This is a genomic window from Streptomyces sp. NPDC007901 (assembly GCF_042959465.1).
Lineage (GTDB): Bacteria > Actinomycetota > Actinomycetes > Streptomycetales > Streptomycetaceae > Streptomyces.
The window spans coordinates 249,091-267,186 of sequence record NZ_JBIBKW010000001.1 but is presented as its reverse complement, the minus strand read 5'-3'; the positions used below and the strand labels follow the sequence as shown (position 1 = coordinate 267,186).

The following is an 18,096-nucleotide window of genomic DNA, read 5'->3' as shown; positions in this document are numbered from 1 at the left end:
GGGTCGGCGGGGCCCTGATCGCTCAGGGCCCGCCGGACTCCCGTCAGACCTCTTCGACGCTGCTCGGCTCGCGCCGGGACAGGTCGATGCCGAGCTCCTCCGCAGCGCGGAAGACGTCCTCGTCGGTGTCACGCATCTCGATGGACATACCGTCGCTGGACAGCACCTCCACGTTCAGGCAGAGCGACTGCATCTCCTTGATGAGCACCTTGAAGGACTCGGGGATGCCGGGCTCGGGGATGTTCTCGCCCTTGACGATGGCCTCGTAGACCTTCACGCGGCCGGTGACGTCGTCGGACTTGATGGTGAGCAGCTCCTGGAGCGCGTAGGCGGCGCCGTAGGCCTCGAGGGCCCACACCTCCATCTCGCCGAAGCGCTGGCCACCGAACTGCGCCTTACCACCCAGCGGCTGCTGGGTGATCATCGAGTACGGGCCGGTCGACCGGGCGTGCAGCTTGTCGTCGACCAGGTGGTGCAGCTTGAGGATGTACATGTAGCCGATGGAGATCGGGTCCGGGAACGGCTCACCCGAGCGGCCGTCGAACAGCCGCGCCTTGCCGGTCGGCTGCACCAGGCGGTCGCCGTCGCGGTTCGGGATGGTGTGCTGCAGCAGACCCGCCAGCTCGTCCTCGCGGGCACCGTCGAAGACCGGGGTGGCGACGTTGGTGCGCGGGGCGACCTGGTCGGCGCCGATGACCTGGAGCCGCTGGGCCCAGTCGTCGGCGAGACCGGAGACGTCCCAGCCGCGGCTGGCGAGCCAGCCGAGATGGATCTCCAGGACCTGTCCCGGGTTCATTCGGGACGGGACACCGAGCGGGTTGAGGATGATGTCGACCGGGGTTCCGTCCTCGAGGAACGGCATGTCCTCGATGGGAAGGATCTTGGAGATGACACCCTTGTTGCCGTGCCGGCCGGCGAGCTTGTCACCGTCGGTGATCTTGCGCTTCTGCGCGACGTAGACGCGCACCAGCTGGTTCACACCGGGGGGAAGCTCGTCACCCTCCTCGCGGTCGAAGACGCGCACACCGATGATCTTGCCGATCTCGCCGTGCGGCACCTTCAGCGAGGTGTCACGGACCTCACGGGCCTTCTCACCGAAGATCGCGCGCAGCAGCCGCTCCTCGGGGGTCAGCTCGGTCTCACCCTTGGGCGTGACCTTGCCGACGAGGATGTCGCCGGCGACGACCTCGGCACCGATCCGGATGATGCCGCGCTCGTCGAGGTCCGCGAGGACCTCCTCGGAGACGTTCGGGATGTCCCGGGTGATCTCCTCGGGGCCGAGCTTGGTGTCACGGGCGTCGACCTCGTGCTCCTCGATGTGGATCGAGGAGAGGACGTCGTCCTGCACGAGGCGCTGCGACAGGATGATCGCGTCCTCGTAGTTGTGACCCTCCCACGGCATGAACGCCACGAGCAGGTTCTTGCCGAGGGCCATCTCGCCGTTCTCGGTGGCCGGACCGTCGGCGAGGACCTGGCCCTCGATGATCCGGTCGCCCTCGTCGACGATGACCTTCTGGTTGACCGAGGTGCCCTGGTTGGACCGGGAGAACTTGGCCAGGCGGTACGTGATGTACGTGCCGTCGTCGTTGGCGGTGGTGACGTAGTCCGCGGAGACCTCCTGGACCACACCCGCCTTCTCGGCCTTGACCACGTCACCGGCGTCGACGGCGGAGCGGTACTCCATGCCGGTGCCGACGAGCGGGGCCTCGCTCTTGATCAGCGGCACGGCCTGACGCATCATGTTCGCGCCCATGAGGGCACGGTTGGCGTCGTCGTGCTCGAGGAACGGGATCATGGCGGTCGCGACCGACACCATCTGGCGCGGCGAGACGTCCATGTAGTCCACGTCGTCACCGGCGACGTAGTCGACCTCGCCGCCACGGCGGCGGACCAGGACGCGGGCCTCGGAGAAGCGCATGTCGTCGTTGAGGCCGGCGTTGGCCTGCGCGATGACGAAGCGGTCCTCCTCGTCGGCGGTCAGGTAGTCGACCTCGTCGGTGACCTGGCCGTCGACGACCTTGCGGTACGGGGTCTCGACGAAACCGAACGCGTTGACGCGACCGTAGGAGGCGAGCGAGCCGATCAGACCGATGTTCGGGCCTTCGGGCGTCTCGATCGGGCACATACGGCCGTAGTGCGACGGGTGCACGTCACGGACCTCGAAGCCGGCCCGCTCACGGGAGAGACCACCCGGGCCAAGGGCCGACAGGCGGCGCTTGTGGGTGAGACCCGACAGCGGGTTGTTCTGGTCCATGAACTGCGACAGCTGGCTGGTGCCGAAGAACTCCTTGATGGAGGCGACGACCGGCCGGATGTTGATCAGGGTCTGCGGCGTGATCGCCTCGACGTCCTGGGTGGTCATCCGCTCGCGGACGACGCGCTCCATACGGGCCAGACCGGTACGGACCTGGTTCTGGATGAGCTCGCCGACGCTGCGCAGACGACGGTTGCCGAAGTGGTCGATGTCGTCGGTCTCGACGACGATGCTCACACCGCTGTCACCGACCGTCTCGGTCTCGCCGGCGTGCAGCTTCACCAGGTACTTGATCGTCGAGATGACGTCCTCGACGGTCAGGACGCCCGCGTCCAGCGGAGCCTCCGCACCCAGCTTCTTGTTGACCTTGTAGCGGCCGACCTTGGCGAGGTCGTAGCGCTTCGGGTTGAAGTACAGGTTCTCGAGCAGTGTCTGCGCGGCCTCACGCGTGGGGGGCTCGCCCGGACGCAGCTTGCGGTAGATGTCGAGCAGCGCGTCGTCCTGGCCCTGGGTGTGGTCCTTCTCCAGGGTGGCGCGCATGGACTCGTACTCGCCGAACTCCTCGAGGATCTGCTCGGTGGTCCAGCCGAGCGCCTTCAGGAGGACGGTCACGGACTGCTTGCGCTTGCGGTCGATACGGACACCGACCATGTCGCGCTTGTCGATCTCCATCTCCAGCCAGGCACCCCGGGACGGGATGATCTTGGCCGAGAAGATGTCCTTGTCGGATGTCTTGTCGATCGAGGAGTCGAAGTAGACACCGGGCGAACGGACGAGCTGCGACACCACGACACGCTCGGTGCCGTTGATGACGAAGGTGCCCTTGTGCGTCATGAGCGGGAAGTCGCCCATGAAGACCGTCTGGGACTTGATCTCGCCGGTCTCGTTGTTGGTGAACTCGGCCGTGACGAAGAGCGGGGCGGCGTACGTGAAGTCGCGCTCCTTGCACTCGTCGATGCTGTTCTTCGGCGGCTCGAAGCGGTGGTCGCGGAAGGTCAGCGACATCGACCCGGAGAAGTCCTCGATCGGGGAGATCTCCTCGAAGATCTCCTCCAGACCGGACTTGGTGGGGACGTCCTGACCGGACTCCAGAGCCTCCTCGACCCGACTCTGCCAGGCGGTGTTGCCGAGCAGCCAGTCAAAGCTCTCGGTCTGCAGCGCGAGCAGGTTGGGAACCTCGAGAGGCTCCTTGATCTTTGCAAAGGAGATGCGCAGCGGGGCGGTGCTGGCGCCGTTGTTCATATTCGCGTTCGAGGCAGTGCGCGAGGCGGCCAAGAGGGGGTCCTTCCGAGGGCTCGGACTCACTACGCGCTCCCCGGTCCCTTCCCGGACACAGAGACAGAAACCCCAGTTCAGAGGAGGTTCGATCGTCGGCGTTCGGGTGAGGGCAGACCCCTGGTGACGGGCAGGGGAAGGCTAACAGGCAGCGCAAAGGGTCAGTGTAGCCACTTGGCACACTGATGTCCAGTCTCCATTTTCTGAGACCCTCTTCATCGTCAACGCCTGCTCATGCCTGCCCTCAACGCACGTTGATACTGCCCTCTTCGTCGCCGATCCATGCCTCGGATTCGGACCGTTCTGGCGACGCGTCCTGAGAATTGCGCGCTGCGTGCGGTTCGTCAAGGCCCCCCTGCGCAAACCCGGTGCGCCAGGGACACGACGAAGATCACCATACCCCCCGCCGTCACGGGTGCAAGGCAACCGTGGTCGGCCTCCCGGGAACGCCGAAGAGCGACCACCCGGATGGATGATCGCTCTTCGCGGTCTGCGCGTTACAGCCCCGAGGGACGTGTTTCAGCGCACAGAGGTCTGGACGACCTCGGAGGTGTTACTTGACCTCGACGGAGGCGCCGGCGCCCTTGAGGGACTCGGCGGCCTTCTCGGCGGCGTCCTTGGCGACCTTCTCGAGGACGGGCTTCGGGGCGCCGTCCACGAGGTCCTTGGCCTCCTTCAGACCGAGCGAGGTGAGCTCACGCACGACCTTGATGACCTGGATCTTCTTGTCGCCGGCGCCGGTGAGGATGACGTCGAACTCGTCCTTCTCCTCAGCGGCCTCGACCGGGGCGCCGGGGACGGCGGGGCCCGCGACGGCGACGGCCGCGGCGGCGGTGACGTCGAACTTCTCCTCGAACGCCTTCACGAACTCGGAGAGCTGGATCAGGGTCATCGTCTCGAACTCGGCGAGCAGTTCGTCCTGGGTGAGAGCCACGATGGCTTTCCTTCCACTAATTCGGCTGGTGCCGGATGTACATGTCTGGCGGGCGTACGTTCGGCCCGCTACGACCGCTTCCTCGGGGCGCGAGGCCTCAGGCGGCGGTCATTTCGCGAGCCGAGTTACTCGGCACCGCCCTGCTCTTCTTGCTTGGCGCGAAGGGCGTCCACGGTGCGGACGAGCTTCGAGGGAAGCGCCTGGAAGAGCTGAGCAGCCTGGGACTGCTTGCCCTTGAAGGCACCCGCCAGCTTGGAGAGCAGAACCTCGCGGGACTCGAGGTCCGCAAGCTTCTTGATCTCGTCGGCGGACAGCGCCTTGCCGTCAAGGACACCGCCCTTGATGACGAGGTTCGGGTTGTCCTTGGCGAAGTCACGAAGACCCTTCGCCGACGTCACCGGGTCACCGGTGATGAAGGCAACCGCCGTCGGACCGTTGAACAGGTCGTCGAGCGTCGAGATCCCGGCCTCGTTGGCCGCGATCTTGGTCAGCGTGTTCTTCACCACGGCGTACTGGGCGTCGTCACCGAGCGAACGACGCAGCGTCTTGAGCTGCGCCACGGTGAGACCCCGGTACTCGGTCAGCACGGCGGCGTTCGAGCTGCGGAACTGCTCCGTCAGCTCGGCTACCGCGGCAGCCTTGTCGGGCCTTGCCATAGAGCGTCGGCCTCCTTCCGGGTGATGAGGACCGCTCGGAAGGGGCTGGGGAAAACGAAACGCCCCGGCGCAGGCGCACGGGGCGTAGCTCGACCGGCACACACACGCTGAGCATGTGTTCCGGGAGCACTTCCACAGTCACCTGCGCGGGTCGTCCGCGGTTCAGCGGATCCTTCGGCCACCGCACACTCTTACGAGTGTGTGGCAACGACCAGCGGTCTTTGGCTTCATCAGGAGGGTACGGGACCGGTGCACTGTCAAGCAAATCGGTCCGGTACGGCCGCTCTCACGAGGTCGGTCCGCCGCCGCCCTGCTTCTTCAGCAGGGTCCTGAAGTCCTCGGTGTCGGCGGCCGGGGGCCGGTGTGCGCTGACCTTGACGCCGTAGTCGCTGTAGTAGGCGGTCTGGGTCAGCGCGCCGTTCGCCGTGTCGGCCTTCTCCGCCTTCTTGACCAGCAGGTCCTTGGCGTCGACCCAGATGTCGACGGTCTCGGTGGTGACGCCGGCCTGGGTGAGCTGCTTGCGCAGGGCGCTGCCGGCGGCCAGGTCGGCGACGTCGACCGTGCCCGAGTAGTGGGTGGCGGGTGCGCCGGTGACCTTCTCCTCACCGACCTTCCTGACGTCCTCGGAGGCGAGCAGCAGCCGTACCGACTGGTTGGGCGTGGTGTTGCGCATGAGGTCCGTCATCATCGCGCCCGAGCCGCCGCCGAGGGTGGCGAGGTAGTCGTAGGTGTACTTGATCCAGTGTCTGCCGCCCAGTTGCAGGGCGAATCTCTCGCCGACCTTGGCGTAGTAGGCGTCCTGGAGGTAGCGGGTCTCCAGGGAGGTCGAGTCGAGCGTGCGCATCATCTCGGCGGTGCTGCCGCCGGTGTAGGTGATGGCGAGCGTGCCGGTGAGGCCGTCCTTCCAGCCGAGGGCGCCCTCGGACGTCGTGGACATCACGGAGCCCAGGGTGGTGCTGGAGCGGATCCGGGCCGACCGGGCCCGGTGGGTGGCGTGCTCGGCGGAGCGCAGGGCGGCCAGGGAGCGGTTCCGGTGGACCGTGGTGCCCTTCCCGTCCGGGTCCTCCGGCCCTCCTCCCGAGGAGGTGCACGCGGCCGCCCCGGCCAGCGCGGTCACCGCCGCGAGTGCCAGGGCCACCCGGCGCACACTCGACCTCGTCATCCAGACCCACCCCCCATACGAGTCCCGCACCCCGACGCTAACCCAGGCCACCGGCATCGTGCGGGCAGTCGGCGGTGGCGGGCGGGCCGGCGGCCGGCCGGACAACGCGACGGGCCCCGCAACCCGAGAGGGTTGCGGGGCCCGTCCTGTTGCTGACGCGTCCCTGACGCGGCTACCGGACCGAGCGCGGGGCTCAGACGGCGGCCGGGTCCTCCTCGACGAGGAGGTTGCGGGTGCGGTTCGGGTCGACCGGGATGCCGGGGCCCATGGTGGTGCTGACCGCGGCCTTCTTGATGTAGCGGCCCTTGGCGGCGGACGGCTTCAGACGGAGGATCTCCTCCAGCGCGGCGCCGTAGTTCTCCACCAGCTTGTCGTCCTCGAAGGACGTCTTGCCGATGATGAAGTGCAGGTTCGAGTGCTTGTCGACGCGGAACTCGATCTTGCCGCCCTTGATCTCGGTCACAGCCTTGGCGGTGTCCGGGGTCACGGTGCCGGTCTTCGGGTTCGGCATCAGACCACGCGGGCCGAGGACGCGGCCGAGGCGGCCGACCTTGCCCATGAGGTCCGGGGTGGCGACGACGGCGTCGAAGTCCAGACGCCCCTTCGACACCTCGTCGATCAGTTCGTCGGCGCCGACGATGTCGGCGCCCGCGGCACGCGCGGCCTCGGCACGGTCACCGGTCGCGAAGACCAGGACCCGGGCGGTCTTGCCGGTGCCGTGCGGGAGGTTCACGGTGCCACGGACCATCTGGTCGGCCTTGCGCGGGTCGACACCCAGGCGGAAGGCGACCTCGACGGTGCCGTCGAACTTGGTCGTGGAGGTCTCCTTGGCGAGACGGACGGCCTCGAGCGGGGCGTACAGCTTCTCCCGGTCGATCTTCTCGTCCGCAGCGCGGAGAGCCTTGCTGCGCTTGCTCACAACTGCTCCTGTGTGTTCTTGGTGAGGAGTCGTGGTGTACGGGCCGAGCAGGCCCTACCACGGTGGTTCTGCGAAAGGGGTGTTCAGCCCTCGACCGTGATGCCCATGGAACGGGCGGTACCGGCGATGATCTTCGCCGCGGCGTCCAGGTCGTTGGCGTTCAGGTCGGGAAGCTTGGTCGTGGCGATCTCACGGACCTGCGCCTCGGTGATCTTGGCGACCTTGGTCTTGTGCGGCTCGCCGGAGCCCTTCTCGACACCAGCGGCCTTGAGGATCATCTTCGCGGCCGGCGGAGTCTTGGTGACGAAGGTGAAGGAGCGGTCCTCGTAGACCGTGATCTCCACCGGGATCACCCAGCCACGCTGCGACTCGGTCGCGGCGTTGTAGGCCTTGCAGAACTCCATGATGTTGACGCCGTGCTGACCGAGCGCGGGGCCGACCGGCGGGGCCGGGTTCGCCGCACCGGCGTTGATCTGGAGCTTGATGAGCCCCGTGACCTTCTTCTTCTTGGGAGGCATTACTCTCCGGGTCCTTTCCTTCGGGTCCTACCCGTGTCCAGGTTGATCTCCTGGACGCAGGCATACCGCACAACGATAACGGGTATGGATGCGCGGCCAAAAACCGAGCAGGTCAGGCGCTCGCCTGACCTGCTCGGAAGCGGTACGTCCAGAAGAGCTAGTTCTTCTGGATCTGGTCGAACGACAGCTCCACCGGCGTCTCACGACCGAAGATCTCCACCAGACCCTTGACCTTCTTGGAGTCGGGGTTGATCTCGTTGATCGTGGCCTGCAGCGTGGCGAACGGGCCGTCGGTGACGGTGACCGAGTCGCCCACCTCGAAGTCCAGCACCTGCACCTCGACCTTGCGCTGTGGCGCCGGCTTGCCCTCGGCCTCGGCGGCCTCGCGGGCCGCCTTCTCCTCGGCCTCCGGGGCGAGCATCTTGACGATCTCGTCCAGGGTCAGCGGGTACGGGTCGTAGGCGTTGCCGACGAAACCGGTGACACCGGGAGTGTTGCGGACGACACCCCAGGACTCGTTGGTCAGGTCCATACGGACGAGCACGTAACCGGGCAGCTTGTTCTGCTTGATCGTCTTGCGGTCGCCGTTCTTGATCTGGACGACCTCTTCCTGCGGCACCTCGGCCTGGAAGATGTAGTCCTCGACGTTCAGCGAGACGGCGCGCTGCTCCAGGTTGGTCTTCACGCGGTTCTCGTAGCCGGCGTAGGTGTGGATGACGTACCACTCGCCGGGGAGCACACGCAGCTCCTCGCGCAGGGCCTGGACGGGGTCGACCGGCTCGGCGGGCTCTTCCTCGGCGGACTCCTCGACCTCGTCGGTCGCGTCCTCGTCGGTCTCGTCCTCGTCGGTCGCGTCCTCGACGTGGACCGCGGTCTCCTCGGCCGACTCCCCCAGTGCGGCCTCGGCAGCCTCGAACTCGTCCTGCTCGTCCGTGCCCTCGACGATGTCCAGCTCGTCTGCGACGGCCTCTTCGGGCTCGACGGCGTCGTTCAGGTTCGGGTCAGACACGATGGCTGCTTCTTCCTGGATACATAGGGGTGGAACATGCGAAAACGGGCGCCGGTACCACGGCGCCCTTCGCTCTGTGCTCAGCCGAAGACGTACTTGGCCGCGTGGTTGATTCCATAGTCAATCACGGTCACCAGAGCGATCATGACGGCGACGAAGAAGATCACCACGGTGGTGTACGACGTCAGCTGGTTACGAGTCGGCCAGACTACCTTGCGGAGCTCCGCGATGATCTGGCGGTAGAAGGTGGCAAGGCGCTTCAGCGGGCCCTTCTTGGCACGCTTGCCGCCCTTGCGGCCCTTCTTCTTGGACTCCTGCACCTCATCGGCATCAGGCGTGTCGATGGAGCCCACGGCGTCCGTCATTCATCCTCACCTGATCCCGGGTCGTGGCCGTGCCGCGCCCGGTTCCAGAGCCGCACGGCGGTGCAATGCTTATATGTACGTACATGCGCACACATCCTGGCGGTGTGTGTAGCAGGGCCGGAGGGACTTGAACCCCCAACCGCCGGTTTTGGAGACCGGTGCTCTACCAATTGAGCTACGACCCTTTGTGTGTCCCCCAACGTACCGCATCCGCCCGGGTGCTCGGTGTGCACCGGCTCAGGCACGGCTGCCGAAGGCCAACGAGGTGAGAGTGTACGTGGTCCGCGGCGCCGCGTCGAACAGAAAGCGGCAGTCCGGGGGGACCGTACGGAAGATCGTCCTGGCCGGGGGCCGGATCCGCACGCTTGTTCACGGTTCGGTCCGTAGCTGTTCAGTCTGTGAAACCGGCGTGCCGGGCAGGTTTCCGGTCTGAAACGATGGGCCCCATGAGCGCTGCAACCCCTCCCACCGAGCGCCGGGTCTCCGCCCGAGTCGGCGCGATCTCCGAGTCCGCCACCCTCGCCGTGGACGCCAAGGCCAAGGCCCTCAAGGCCGCCGGGCGCCCGGTGATCGGCTTCGGCGCCGGTGAGCCCGACTTCCCGACGCCGGACTACATCGTCGAGGCCGCCATCGAGGCCTGCAAGAACCCGAAGTACCACCGCTACACCCCGGCCGGCGGTCTGCCCGAGCTGAAGAACGCGATCGCCGCCAAGACGCTGCGCGACTCCGGCTACGAGGTCGACGCCTCCCAGGTCCTCGTCACCAACGGCGGCAAGCAGGCCATCTACGAGGCCTTCGCCGCGATCCTCGACCCGGGCGACGAGGTCATCGTGCCCGCCCCGTACTGGACGACGTACCCGGAGTCCATCCGCCTGGCCGGCGGTGTCCCGGTGGAGGTCGTCGCCGACGAGACCACCGGCTACCGGGTCTCCGTCGAGCAGCTGGAGGCGGCGCGCACCGAGAAGACGAAGGTCGTGCTCTTCGTCTCCCCGTCCAACCCGACCGGCGCGGTCTACAGCGAGGCCGACACCGAGGCGATCGGCCGCTGGGCCGTCGAGCACGGCCTGTGGGTCCTCACCGACGAGATCTACGAGCACCTCGTCTACGGCGACGCGAAGTTCACCTCGCTGCCTGCGGTCCTGCCCGAGCTGCGCGACAAGTGCATCGTCGTCAACGGTGTCGCCAAGACGTACGCCATGACCGGCTGGCGGGTGGGCTGGGTCATCGGCCCCAAGGACGTCGTCAAGGCGGCCACCAACCTCCAGTCGCACGCCACGTCGAACGTCTCCAACGTGGCGCAGGTCGCCGCCCTGGCCGCCGTCTCCGGCGACCTGGAGGCCGTGGCGAAGATGCGCGAGGCCTTCGACCGCCGCCGCAAGACCATCGTCCGCATGCTCAACGAGATCGACGGCGTGCTCTGCCCGGAGCCCGAGGGCGCCTTCTACGCGTACCCGTCGGTCAAGGCGCTGCTCGGCAAGGAGATCCGCGGCAAGCGCCCGGCCTCCTCGGTGGAGCTGGCCGAGCTGATCCTGGAGGAGGCCGAGGTCGCGGTCGTCCCCGGTGAGGCCTTCGGTACGCCCGGCTACCTGCGCCTGTCGTACGCGCTCGGCGACGAGGACCTGGTCGAGGGCGTGAGCCGGATCCAGAAGCTGCTGGCGGAGGCCGAGGACTGACGTCGTCCTTCAGGCGATCCGCGCCGCACGCGCGCGTGGCGGGCCGTCTCCCTTCGGGGAGGCGGCCCGTTCTCGTGTGCGAGCAAGGCCACTAAAGGGGAATCCGCTACCGGTACGACAGCCACGTACGGCAGGATCCTGGAATGGAGCACGTACGTGATGTCTCTGAGCTGCCGAAAGCTCATCTGCATCTGCATTTCACCGGTTCGATGCGGCCGGCAACCGTCCTGGAACTGGCCGACAAGTACGGCGTACGCCTCCCCGAGGCGCTGACCGACGCCCTGACCAGCGGGGAACCACCGAGACTACGGGCCACCGACGAACGGGGCTGGTTCCGTTTCCAGCGGCTGTACGACGCTGCGCGCTCCTGCCTCAGAGAGCCCGAGGACATCCAGCGGCTGGTCCGGGAGGCCGCGGAGGAGGACGTCAGGGACGGCTCGGGCTGGCTGGAGATCCAGGTGGACCCGACGTCGTACGCCCCGAGGCTGGGCGGTCTGATCCCGGCGCTTGAGATCATCCTGGACGCGGTGCAGACGACCTCCCGGGAGACCGGCCTCGGCATGCGCGTCCTGGTGGCCGCGAACCGGATGAAGCACCCCCTGGACGCGCGCACGCTGGCCCGGCTCGCCGTCCGGTACGCGGACCGGGGCGTGGTCGGCTTCGGACTGTCGAACGACGAGCGGCGGGGCATGGCCCGGGACTTCGACCGGGCGTTCCACATCGCGCGCGAGGGCGGCCTGCTGGCGGCCCCGCACGGCGGCGAGCTGACCGGTCCGGCGTCGGTCCGGGACTGCCTGGACGACCTGCACGCCTCCCGGATCGGCCACGGCGTGCGGGCGGCGGAGGACCCGCGGCTGCTCAAGCGCCTGGCGGACCGGGAGATCACCTGCGAGGTGTGCCCGGCCTCCAACGTGGCCCTGGGCGTCTACGAGAAGCCTGAGGACGTCCCGCTGCGCACCCTCTTCGAGGCGGGCGTCCCGATGGCCCTGGGCGCCGACGACCCGCTGCTGTTCGGCTCCCGGCTGGCCGCCCAGTACGACATCGCGCGCCGCCACCACGCCTTCACGGACGCCGAACTGGCGGAGCTGGCCCGGCAGTCGGTACGGGGTTCGGCGGCGCCGGAGGACATGAAGGCGAAGCTCCTGGCGGGCATCGACGACTGGCTGGTCGCGCCGGTGTCCTGACCGGGTTCGTCCAAGGGGCTCCATCAGGGCCTTCGGAAGTGGGCGTACGGCGGGTACGCCTTGAAGCAGACCAGCACCTCGACGGGGTGGCCGCCGCCCGGCGGCTGCTTCAGCCCCCACAGTCCCGACACGAGTGCCGCGTGTCCCCTGGTCACGCCCTTCTGCCGCGGCCCCCATCCGGCCGCGTAGGCCAGGGACATGGCGGCCTCGGCGAAGACGTACCGGCTGCCGAAGAGGAACAGCGTGCTCGCGTGGGTGCTGTGCCGGAAGTACTCCCGGCGGTCACCGTGCTCGGTGCGGGCGCGCCAGGCGGTCGCGTCCCGCGCGGTGCGCGCCTCGTCGGTGCCGGCGGTGAGCGAGGTGCCCTGCCGCAGCCGGCGGCGCAGCTCGGGCCACCGCGCGGCGCGCAGCCCGAGCGAGTGATGGACCAGGACCAGGTCGACGAGGGGGCCCTGCCCCTCGTCCGTCGGCACGCCCTCGCGCAGCGGCACATGGACGATCGTGTGCCGCGAGTACGCGGCGAACGAGAACAGCCCGGCGAGCCGGCTGAGCCCGTCGTGATCGCCCATGAGCGTGCCGACGGGCGCGGGCGGGCGCAGGGAGGTGTGGCGCAGCGGCTGCCGGGGCTGGACGACCCGGTGTTCGTACGGACCGGTGCGGGGCCGGAACTCGCGCAGTCTCAGCCGCATGCGGGATGCCTCATGGCATCAGGCTGACGGCCGGGCCGGGTCCTCGGCAACGGAGATTCCGCCCAGCAGGGTGCGGGCGATACGGGCGGCGAACGCGTCCACCGGCGGGCGCTCGCCGGTCGCGGTCGCCTCGTAGGCGAAGACGCGCTGGACACAGGCGCCGAGCAGCAGGGCGGCGGCCGCGGAGGTGTCGGCGTCGGGGCTGATCCGGCCGATCGCCTGCTCGGCGCGCAGATAGCCGTCGAGGGCTCTCATCGGCAGATGCGGTCCCGCGCCGATGGTGCGGAGCCGGTCGTCGAGCTTCTGCTTGAGCTGCTTCTCGGCGTAGAGGGAGGCGGCGATCGGGAAGCTCTCCTCGAAGAAGAGGGCGGCCTGGCGGGCGATCCGGGTCAGGTTCTCCTCCAGGGTGCCCCGGCCGGGTTCGACGGTGAGCTGGCCCAGCAGCGGGAGGAGCCGCGGCAGCCGTTCCGTGAGGACGTGCACGAACAGCTCTTCCTTGCTGGGGAAGTACTTGTAGAGCGCCGCCTCGGAACAACCGGCCGCCCTGGCGATCTCCTTGGTCGTGACACGGGCGAGCCCCACGGTGCCCATCAGTTCGTGAGCGGCGTCGAGGATGCGGACGCGGGCCGGTTTCTGCTGCATGGCACCCAAGGATCACATGCCTCCTGTTCCAGCGATTCCGACGGACTTCCCGTGGAGCCTTGACGGGTGGGTGAGTACTTACCCACTCTAGGACGCAGAAGGTGGTGAGTGAACACTCACCCACCTCTCGTTGCGGCAACCGACAACGGAATTCGGAAACCCACAGGAGAAGTCATGCATCTCACCGTGTTCGGCGCGACCGGCGGAATCGGCCGGGAGATCGTCCGCCAGGCGCTGGCGTCGGGGCACCAGGTCACCGCGGTCGTACGGGACCCGGCCGGCCTGACCGTGACCGGCTCCGGCCTTCAGGTCGTCCGCGCCGACCTCACCGACCCCGAGACGATCCGCCCGGCGGTGGCCGGCCGCGACGCGGTCCTGTCCGGCCTCGGCGCGCGCGTCCGCAAGGACGCCGGGGTGGCGACCCGCCTGACCCGTACCGTCCTGGCCGCGATGGAGGCCGAGCAGGTGCGCCGGCTGCTGGTGGTCAGCGCCGCGCCGGTGGGCCCGCAGTCGCAGGCAGGCCTGCTGGACCGCGCGGCGCTCGGCGTGGTCAGCGCGATCCTCAAGGACATCTACATCGATCTGGGCGAAATGGAGGCGGAGCTGTCGCGCAGCGGCACGGACTGGACGTCGGTCCGCCCGCCCCGCCTCCAGAACAAGCCCCTGACCGGCACCTACCGGACGGTGATCGGCGGCTTCCCGCCGAAGGGCCGCTTCATCGGACGCGCGGACGTGGCCCACGCGATGCTGGCGATGGTCACGGACGAGGGGACGGTGAAGCAGGGGGTGGGGGTGGCGTACTGAACACCCCCGAGATCCCGCGGGTTGCGGGGTCGCGGGAGGGCTTCCAGAAGCCTCTAGAGGCTCACGCCGACGGTCACCGGCTCGTTGACCAGGGTCACGCCGAAGGCCTCCCGCACCCCGGCGACGACCTCCCGCGCCAGCTCCAGCAGATCCTCGGTCGTCGCCCCGCCCCGGTTGGTCAGCGCCAGCGTGTGCTTCGTGGAGATCCGGGCCGGCCCGCTGCCGTACCCCTTGCCGAACCCGGCCTTGTCGATCAGCCAGGCCGCCGAGGTCTTGGTACGGCCCTCCCCCGCCGGGTAGGCGGGCGGCTCGGCCACGTCGCCCAGCCGCTCCCGCACGCGCGCGTGGAAGGCGGCGAACTGCTCGTCCGTGAGGATCGGGTTGGTGAAGAAGGACCCCGCCGACCAGGTGTCGTGGTCCTCCGGGTCGAGCACCATCCCCTTCCCGGCGCGCAGTTTGAGCACGGTCTCGCGGGCGGCGGCCAGCGGCACCCGCTCCCCCGGCTCGACCCCGAGCGCCCGCGCGGCCTCGGCGTACCGCACCGGCGCCGACAGCCCGTCCGCGTCCTCCAGCTCGAAGCGCACGCGCAGGACGACATACCGCTCGGGGTCGGCCTTGAAGCGGCTGTGCCGGTACGAGAACGCACACTCCTCGTTGGTCAGCGTCACCGTCTCACCGGCCCGCCGGTCGTAGGCGATGACCTCGGTGATGGTGGCGGAGACCTCCTGCCCGTACGCCCCCACGTTCTGGATGGGCGTGGCCCCCGCGGACCCCGGGATGCCGGCGAGGCACTCGACGCCCGCGAGGCCCGCCTCGACGGTGCGGGCGACGGCGTCGGTCCACACCTCGCCTGCCGCGAGCTCCAGCGTCGTGCCGCGCAGTTCACAGCCGGTGGTGGCGATGCGCAGGGCGGTGCCGTCGAAGCCCTTGTCGCCGATGACCAGGTTGGAGCCGCCGCCGATGACCAGCAGCGGGGTCCGGCTGTCGTCGGCCTCCCGGACGGCGGCGATCACCTCGGCGTCGGTGGTCGCGGTGACCAGCCGGGCGGCGGGGCCGCCGAGCCGGAAGGTGGTGAGGGGGGCGAGGGGGGCGTCGTGGAGTTCCTGCACGCGCCCAAGACTACGAGACGCCACCGCCGCTCCCGCCGCCACGAGCGGCACGCGCGCGTGGGGCCCCGTCCGGTCGGAACGGGGCCCCACGCGCGCGTGCCGTCAATCGCGGTCAGCCGCCTTTGGCCACCTTCAGTCGCCTTCAGCCGCCGACGGTGGCCGGCTCAGGGGTGAGCTCCCCTTCGGCGACGATCCGCGCGGCGCGGCGCCGGCCGGGGATCAGCAGCGCGGCGATACCGGCCAGGGCGACCACGGCGGCCCCGGTGACCAGGGCGGGCCGCAGGCCGTCCACGAAGTTCTGGGCGCTCTCGTAGCCGCCCTGCGCGGAGAAGATCGACGACATGACGGCGACGCCGAGCGCGCCGCCGACCTCGCGCAGCGCGTTGTTGGCGCCGGAGGCGATGCCCTGTTCCTGCGGACGTACGGCGGACATCACCAGGTTGGCGGCCGGGGCGAAGTACAGGGCCATGCCGATGCCGCTGACGATCAGCCCGGGCAGCTGTGCGCCGTAGGAGGCGTCCGCGGTGACGACCGAGGCCAGGTAGGCGAGCCCGGCGGCCTGCAGGAAGAGTCCGGCGGCGACGACGGGACGGCCGCCGATCCGGTCGGAGAGGATTCCGGCGATCGGCGCGACGAGCATCGGCATGCCCGTCCAGGGCAGCATCCTGAGGCCGGCCTCGGTGGGCGAGTAGCCGAGGACGCCCTGCATGTACTGGCTGAGCAGGAAGATCGAGCCGAACATCCCGAGGAACATCAGCAGGCTCGCGGCGTTGATCCCCGAGAAGGCGCGGGAGCGGAAGAGCCGCATCGGCAGCATGGGGTTCTTGGCGCGGCTGCCGTGCACGACGAACCCGGCGAGCAGGGCGGCGCCCGCGAACAGCCCGGTGAGCACGAGGGGGCTGGTCCAGCCGTCGGCAGGGCCGCGCACCAGGCCGTAGACGATCCCGAAGAGGCCGCCGCTGGCGAGCAGGGTGCCGGGGACGTCGAGCGGGGCGCCGGTACCGTGCGACTCGGCGAGACGGAGCCGGGCGAGCGGCAGCAGGGCTATGCCGAGCGGCACGTTCAGCCAGAAGATCCAATGCCAGGACACGTGTTCGGTGAGGCTGCCGCCGATGAGCGGCCCGGAGGCGACCGCGAGCCCGTTGACGGCACCCCAGATGCCGTACGCCATCCCCCGCTTGGCCTCCGGCACCGCGGCCGTCAGCAGGGTGAGGGTGAGCGGCATCATGATGGCCGCGCCGACGCCCTGGACCGCGCGGGCGGCGATCAGGGAGTCGATGCCGGGTGCCATGGCCGCGGCGGCGGAGGCGCCGGTGAAGACGGCGAGTCCGGCCAGGAAGAGCCGGCGGCGGCCGAAGCGGTCGCCGAGGGCGGCGCCGAACATCAGCAGCACGGCGAAGGTGAGCGTGTAGGCGCTCACGGTCCATTCGAGGTCGTCCAGCGCACCGCCGAGGTCCCTGCGGATGGAGGGCAGGGCGGTGGTGACGACGAGGTTGTCGAGAGACGCCATGAATCCGGCGGCACCGGTGATGACGAGCGCCCATGCGACGCTCCCGCGACGTGCGGACTGCTGTGCGTTCGGTTCTGCGGTCGCTTGTGCGGTCTGTTCTGACATCGCTCCCCCTGAGCGTGGTTTCGCCAGTTGATTAGTTATGAGTCACTAACTTTCGACCCCATGACAAAGTCAGGGCCGAGGACGGCAAACCGCCCCTCCCTCACACACATGAAGCCGTCGCGCTACTTCTCCAGCCGCCCGGCGGCCTCGGCGTCGGCGTACACCCCTCGCCAGACCCGGCTCTCGGGCGGGAACCCCATGGCCGCATAGGTGTTGATGAGCATCCCTTTGGCCAGGAACGCCGTGGTGGCCTCGACGTCTGCACCCGAGAGCAGGTGCACGGCGTCCCACAGCCGCAGCCAGCCGGCCCGCACCAGCTCGCCGAACTCGTGCTCGCCCTCCGCCTCCGCGGCGGCGACGGTGATGTACGTCTGCATCTGCATCTGGAGCCGCTCCGGCCGCTCCTGGATCAGCCGCACATACGCCTCCCCTATGGCCCGCAGGGCTTCCGCACCCCGCAACCCCTGGGCCGCCTCCTCGAAGACCTCGCGCATCTCGTCGATGCAGCGCTGCGAGGCGGCGGCGAACATCGCCTTCTTGCCCGGGAAGAGCCGGAAGAGATACGGCTGCGAGACCCCGACCCGCTTGGCGATCGCCTCGGTGGAGGTGCCGTAGTAGCCCCTCTGCGAGAACTCGGCGACCGCCGCGCGGATGACGCTCTCGCGCCGCTCCTCAGCACTCATCCTGACCATGCAACGAAGTTAGTACTCAATCACTAACTAAGTCAAGGGGCATCCTGCGGACTCTTCCAGGAGCCACAACGAGTAAGGGGCGTCCCACAGGGAGAACGCCCCTTACCGCGAGCACGCGCGAACCCGCCCCACCGGCAGGCCCGCGCGGTCCTTCGGCTGTCGCTCAGCCCAGTCGTACGACCGCCCGCGACATGCCCAGTACCTTCTGCCCGGCGCTCATCGCCGTCAGGTCGACGCGCACGGTGTTGTCGTCGAGCTTGGCGGCGACCTTGCCGCTGACCTCGATCAGGGCGCCCTGGTCGTCGTTCGGGACGACGACGGGCTTGGTGAAGCGGACGCCGTACTCGACGACCGCGCCCGGGTCGCCGATCCAGTCGGTGACCACCCGGACCGCCTCGGCCATGGTGAACATGCCGTGCGCGATAACGTCCGGCAGGCCCACCTCCTTGGCGAACTTCTCGTTCCAGTGGATGGGGTTGAAGTCCCCGGAGGCGCCCGCGTACTGCACGAGCGTGGCGCGGGTCACGGGGAAGGTCTGCGCCGGCAGTTCGGTGCCGACCTCGACGTCCGTGTACGCGATCTTCGACGTCATCGGA

The 18,096-nt window shown here is 68.9% G+C and carries 17 protein-coding genes and 1 tRNA gene; 3 read left to right on the top strand and 15 right to left on the bottom strand.

Annotation, left to right across the window (positions count from 1 at the left end; translation table 11 throughout):
• Positions 1 to 43 precede the first annotated feature (43 nt).
• From rpoB to ACFZDK_RS01325, 9 genes are all read right to left on the bottom strand, one after another.
• Complete coding sequence (rpoB, locus tag ACFZDK_RS01365; protein ID WP_365695560.1) at positions 44 to 3,529, bottom strand: DNA-directed RNA polymerase subunit beta; 3,486 nt, start codon at positions 3,527 to 3,529, stop codon at positions 44 to 46.
• 553 nt (positions 3,530 to 4,082) lie between these two features.
• The gene (gene rplL, locus ACFZDK_RS01360; protein WP_390970038.1) at positions 4,083 to 4,466 is read right to left on the bottom strand and encodes a 50S ribosomal protein L7/L12; all 384 of its coding nucleotides are present in this window, start codon (positions 4,464 to 4,466) and stop codon (positions 4,083 to 4,085) included.
• A gap of 122 nt (positions 4,467 to 4,588) precedes the next feature.
• On the bottom strand, positions 4,589 to 5,119 hold the full coding sequence (gene rplJ, locus ACFZDK_RS01355) for a 50S ribosomal protein L10 (protein ID WP_355719932.1): 531 nt from the start codon (positions 5,117 to 5,119) through the stop codon (positions 4,589 to 4,591).
• A gap of 286 nt (positions 5,120 to 5,405) precedes the next feature.
• Positions 5,406 to 6,281 carry a hypothetical protein gene (locus ACFZDK_RS01350; RefSeq protein WP_390968631.1) on the bottom strand — a complete coding sequence of 292 codons (876 nt, stop codon included), beginning with the start codon at positions 6,279 to 6,281 and terminating at the stop codon, positions 5,406 to 5,408.
• A 193-nt stretch (positions 6,282 to 6,474) separates the two neighbouring features.
• Positions 6,475 to 7,200 (bottom strand): 50S ribosomal protein L1, encoded by a 726-nt coding sequence (gene rplA / locus ACFZDK_RS01345; RefSeq protein ID WP_390968629.1) that lies wholly within the window; start codon positions 7,198 to 7,200, stop codon positions 6,475 to 6,477.
• 83 nt (positions 7,201 to 7,283) lie between these two features.
• Positions 7,284 to 7,718, bottom strand: a complete 435-nt coding sequence (gene rplK / locus ACFZDK_RS01340) for a 50S ribosomal protein L11 (RefSeq protein WP_055631380.1) — start codon at positions 7,716 to 7,718, stop codon at positions 7,284 to 7,286.
• 157 nt (positions 7,719 to 7,875) lie between these two features.
• The gene (gene nusG / locus ACFZDK_RS01335) at positions 7,876 to 8,727 is read right to left on the bottom strand and encodes a transcription termination/antitermination protein NusG (RefSeq protein WP_390968627.1); all 852 of its coding nucleotides are present in this window, start codon (positions 8,725 to 8,727) and stop codon (positions 7,876 to 7,878) included.
• An 80-nt stretch (positions 8,728 to 8,807) separates the two neighbouring features.
• Positions 8,808 to 9,092 carry a preprotein translocase subunit SecE gene (gene secE, locus ACFZDK_RS01330; RefSeq protein WP_390968625.1) on the bottom strand — a complete coding sequence of 95 codons (285 nt, stop codon included), beginning with the start codon at positions 9,090 to 9,092 and terminating at the stop codon, positions 8,808 to 8,810.
• A gap of 112 nt (positions 9,093 to 9,204) precedes the next feature.
• Positions 9,205 to 9,277 (bottom strand) — tRNA-Trp (locus tag ACFZDK_RS01325).
• A gap of 261 nt (positions 9,278 to 9,538) precedes the next feature.
• Between ACFZDK_RS01325 and ACFZDK_RS01320 the strand changes: the two genes are divergently transcribed.
• The gene (locus ACFZDK_RS01320; protein ID WP_390968623.1) at positions 9,539 to 10,765 is read left to right on the top strand and encodes an aminotransferase class I/II-fold pyridoxal phosphate-dependent enzyme; all 1,227 of its coding nucleotides are present in this window, start codon (positions 9,539 to 9,541) and stop codon (positions 10,763 to 10,765) included.
• A gap of 143 nt (positions 10,766 to 10,908) precedes the next feature.
• Positions 10,909 to 11,949 (top strand): adenosine deaminase, encoded by a 1,041-nt coding sequence (locus ACFZDK_RS01315; protein WP_390968621.1) that lies wholly within the window; start codon positions 10,909 to 10,911, stop codon positions 11,947 to 11,949.
• A gap of 23 nt (positions 11,950 to 11,972) precedes the next feature.
• On the opposite strand, the gene ACFZDK_RS01310 is transcribed toward ACFZDK_RS01315, so the two are convergent.
• A complete protein-coding gene (locus tag ACFZDK_RS01310) occupies positions 11,973 to 12,638 on the bottom strand; it encodes a hypothetical protein (protein ID WP_390968619.1) in 666 nt (221 codons plus the stop codon).
• An 18-nt stretch (positions 12,639 to 12,656) separates the two neighbouring features.
• The gene (locus ACFZDK_RS01305) at positions 12,657 to 13,280 is read right to left on the bottom strand and encodes a TetR family transcriptional regulator (protein WP_390968618.1); all 624 of its coding nucleotides are present in this window, start codon (positions 13,278 to 13,280) and stop codon (positions 12,657 to 12,659) included.
• Positions 13,281 to 13,454: 174 nt separating this feature from the next.
• Here ACFZDK_RS01305 and ACFZDK_RS01300 point away from each other — a divergent pair, with 174 nt between their 5' ends.
• Entirely contained in the window at positions 13,455 to 14,084 is a 630-nt protein-coding gene (locus ACFZDK_RS01300) for an NAD(P)H-binding protein (protein WP_390968616.1), read from the top strand.
• Positions 14,085 to 14,137: 53 nt separating this feature from the next.
• On the opposite strand, the gene ACFZDK_RS01295 is transcribed toward ACFZDK_RS01300, so the two are convergent.
• The 4 genes from ACFZDK_RS01295 to ACFZDK_RS01280 form a co-directional block, all read right to left on the bottom strand.
• Positions 14,138 to 15,193: a UDP-N-acetylmuramate dehydrogenase gene (locus ACFZDK_RS01295; RefSeq protein WP_390968614.1), complete on the bottom strand. Its 1,056-nt coding sequence runs from the start codon at positions 15,191 to 15,193 to the stop codon at positions 14,138 to 14,140.
• Positions 15,194 to 15,335: 142 nt separating this feature from the next.
• Positions 15,336 to 16,808, bottom strand: coding sequence for a DHA2 family efflux MFS transporter permease subunit (locus tag ACFZDK_RS01290; RefSeq protein ID WP_390968612.1), 1,473 nt, complete (start codon positions 16,806 to 16,808; stop codon positions 15,336 to 15,338).
• A gap of 122 nt (positions 16,809 to 16,930) precedes the next feature.
• The gene (locus ACFZDK_RS01285) at positions 16,931 to 17,500 is read right to left on the bottom strand and encodes a TetR family transcriptional regulator (RefSeq protein WP_390968611.1); all 570 of its coding nucleotides are present in this window, start codon (positions 17,498 to 17,500) and stop codon (positions 16,931 to 16,933) included.
• A 163-nt stretch (positions 17,501 to 17,663) separates the two neighbouring features.
• A complete protein-coding gene (locus ACFZDK_RS01280; protein ID WP_359210485.1) occupies positions 17,664 to 18,092 on the bottom strand; it encodes a MaoC family dehydratase in 429 nt (142 codons plus the stop codon).
• Positions 18,093 to 18,096 lie beyond the last annotated feature (4 nt).

Bases quoted from the DNA above. Each gene is read 5' to 3' on its own strand.
- rplJ (WP_355719932.1), bottom strand. From the start codon at position 5,119: ATGGCAAGGCCCGACAAGGCTGCCGCGGTAGCCGAGCTGACGGAGCAG.
- ACFZDK_RS01350 (WP_390968631.1), bottom strand. From the start codon at position 6,281: ATGACGAGGTCGAGTGTGCGCCGGGTGGCCCTGGCACTCGCGGCGGTG.
- rplK (WP_055631380.1), bottom strand. From the start codon at position 7,718: ATGCCTCCCAAGAAGAAGAAGGTCACGGGGCTCATCAAGCTCCAGATC.
- secE (WP_390968625.1), bottom strand. From the start codon at position 9,092: ATGACGGACGCCGTGGGCTCCATCGACACGCCTGATGCCGATGAGGTG.
- ACFZDK_RS01320 (WP_390968623.1), top strand. From the start codon at position 9,539: ATGAGCGCTGCAACCCCTCCCACCGAGCGCCGGGTCTCCGCCCGAGTC.
- ACFZDK_RS01315 (WP_390968621.1), top strand. From the start codon at position 10,909: ATGGAGCACGTACGTGATGTCTCTGAGCTGCCGAAAGCTCATCTGCAT.
- ACFZDK_RS01310 (WP_390968619.1), bottom strand. From the start codon at position 12,638: ATGCGGCTGAGACTGCGCGAGTTCCGGCCCCGCACCGGTCCGTACGAA.
- ACFZDK_RS01305 (WP_390968618.1), bottom strand. From the start codon at position 13,280: ATGCAGCAGAAACCGGCCCGCGTCCGCATCCTCGACGCCGCTCACGAA.
- ACFZDK_RS01300 (WP_390968616.1), top strand. From the start codon at position 13,455: ATGCATCTCACCGTGTTCGGCGCGACCGGCGGAATCGGCCGGGAGATC.
- ACFZDK_RS01290 (WP_390968612.1), bottom strand. From the start codon at position 16,808: ATGTCAGAACAGACCGCACAAGCGACCGCAGAACCGAACGCACAGCAG.
- ACFZDK_RS01285 (WP_390968611.1), bottom strand. From the start codon at position 17,500: ATGGTCAGGATGAGTGCTGAGGAGCGGCGCGAGAGCGTCATCCGCGCG.
- ACFZDK_RS01280 (WP_359210485.1), bottom strand. From the start codon at position 18,092: ATGACGTCGAAGATCGCGTACACGGACGTCGAGGTCGGCACCGAACTG.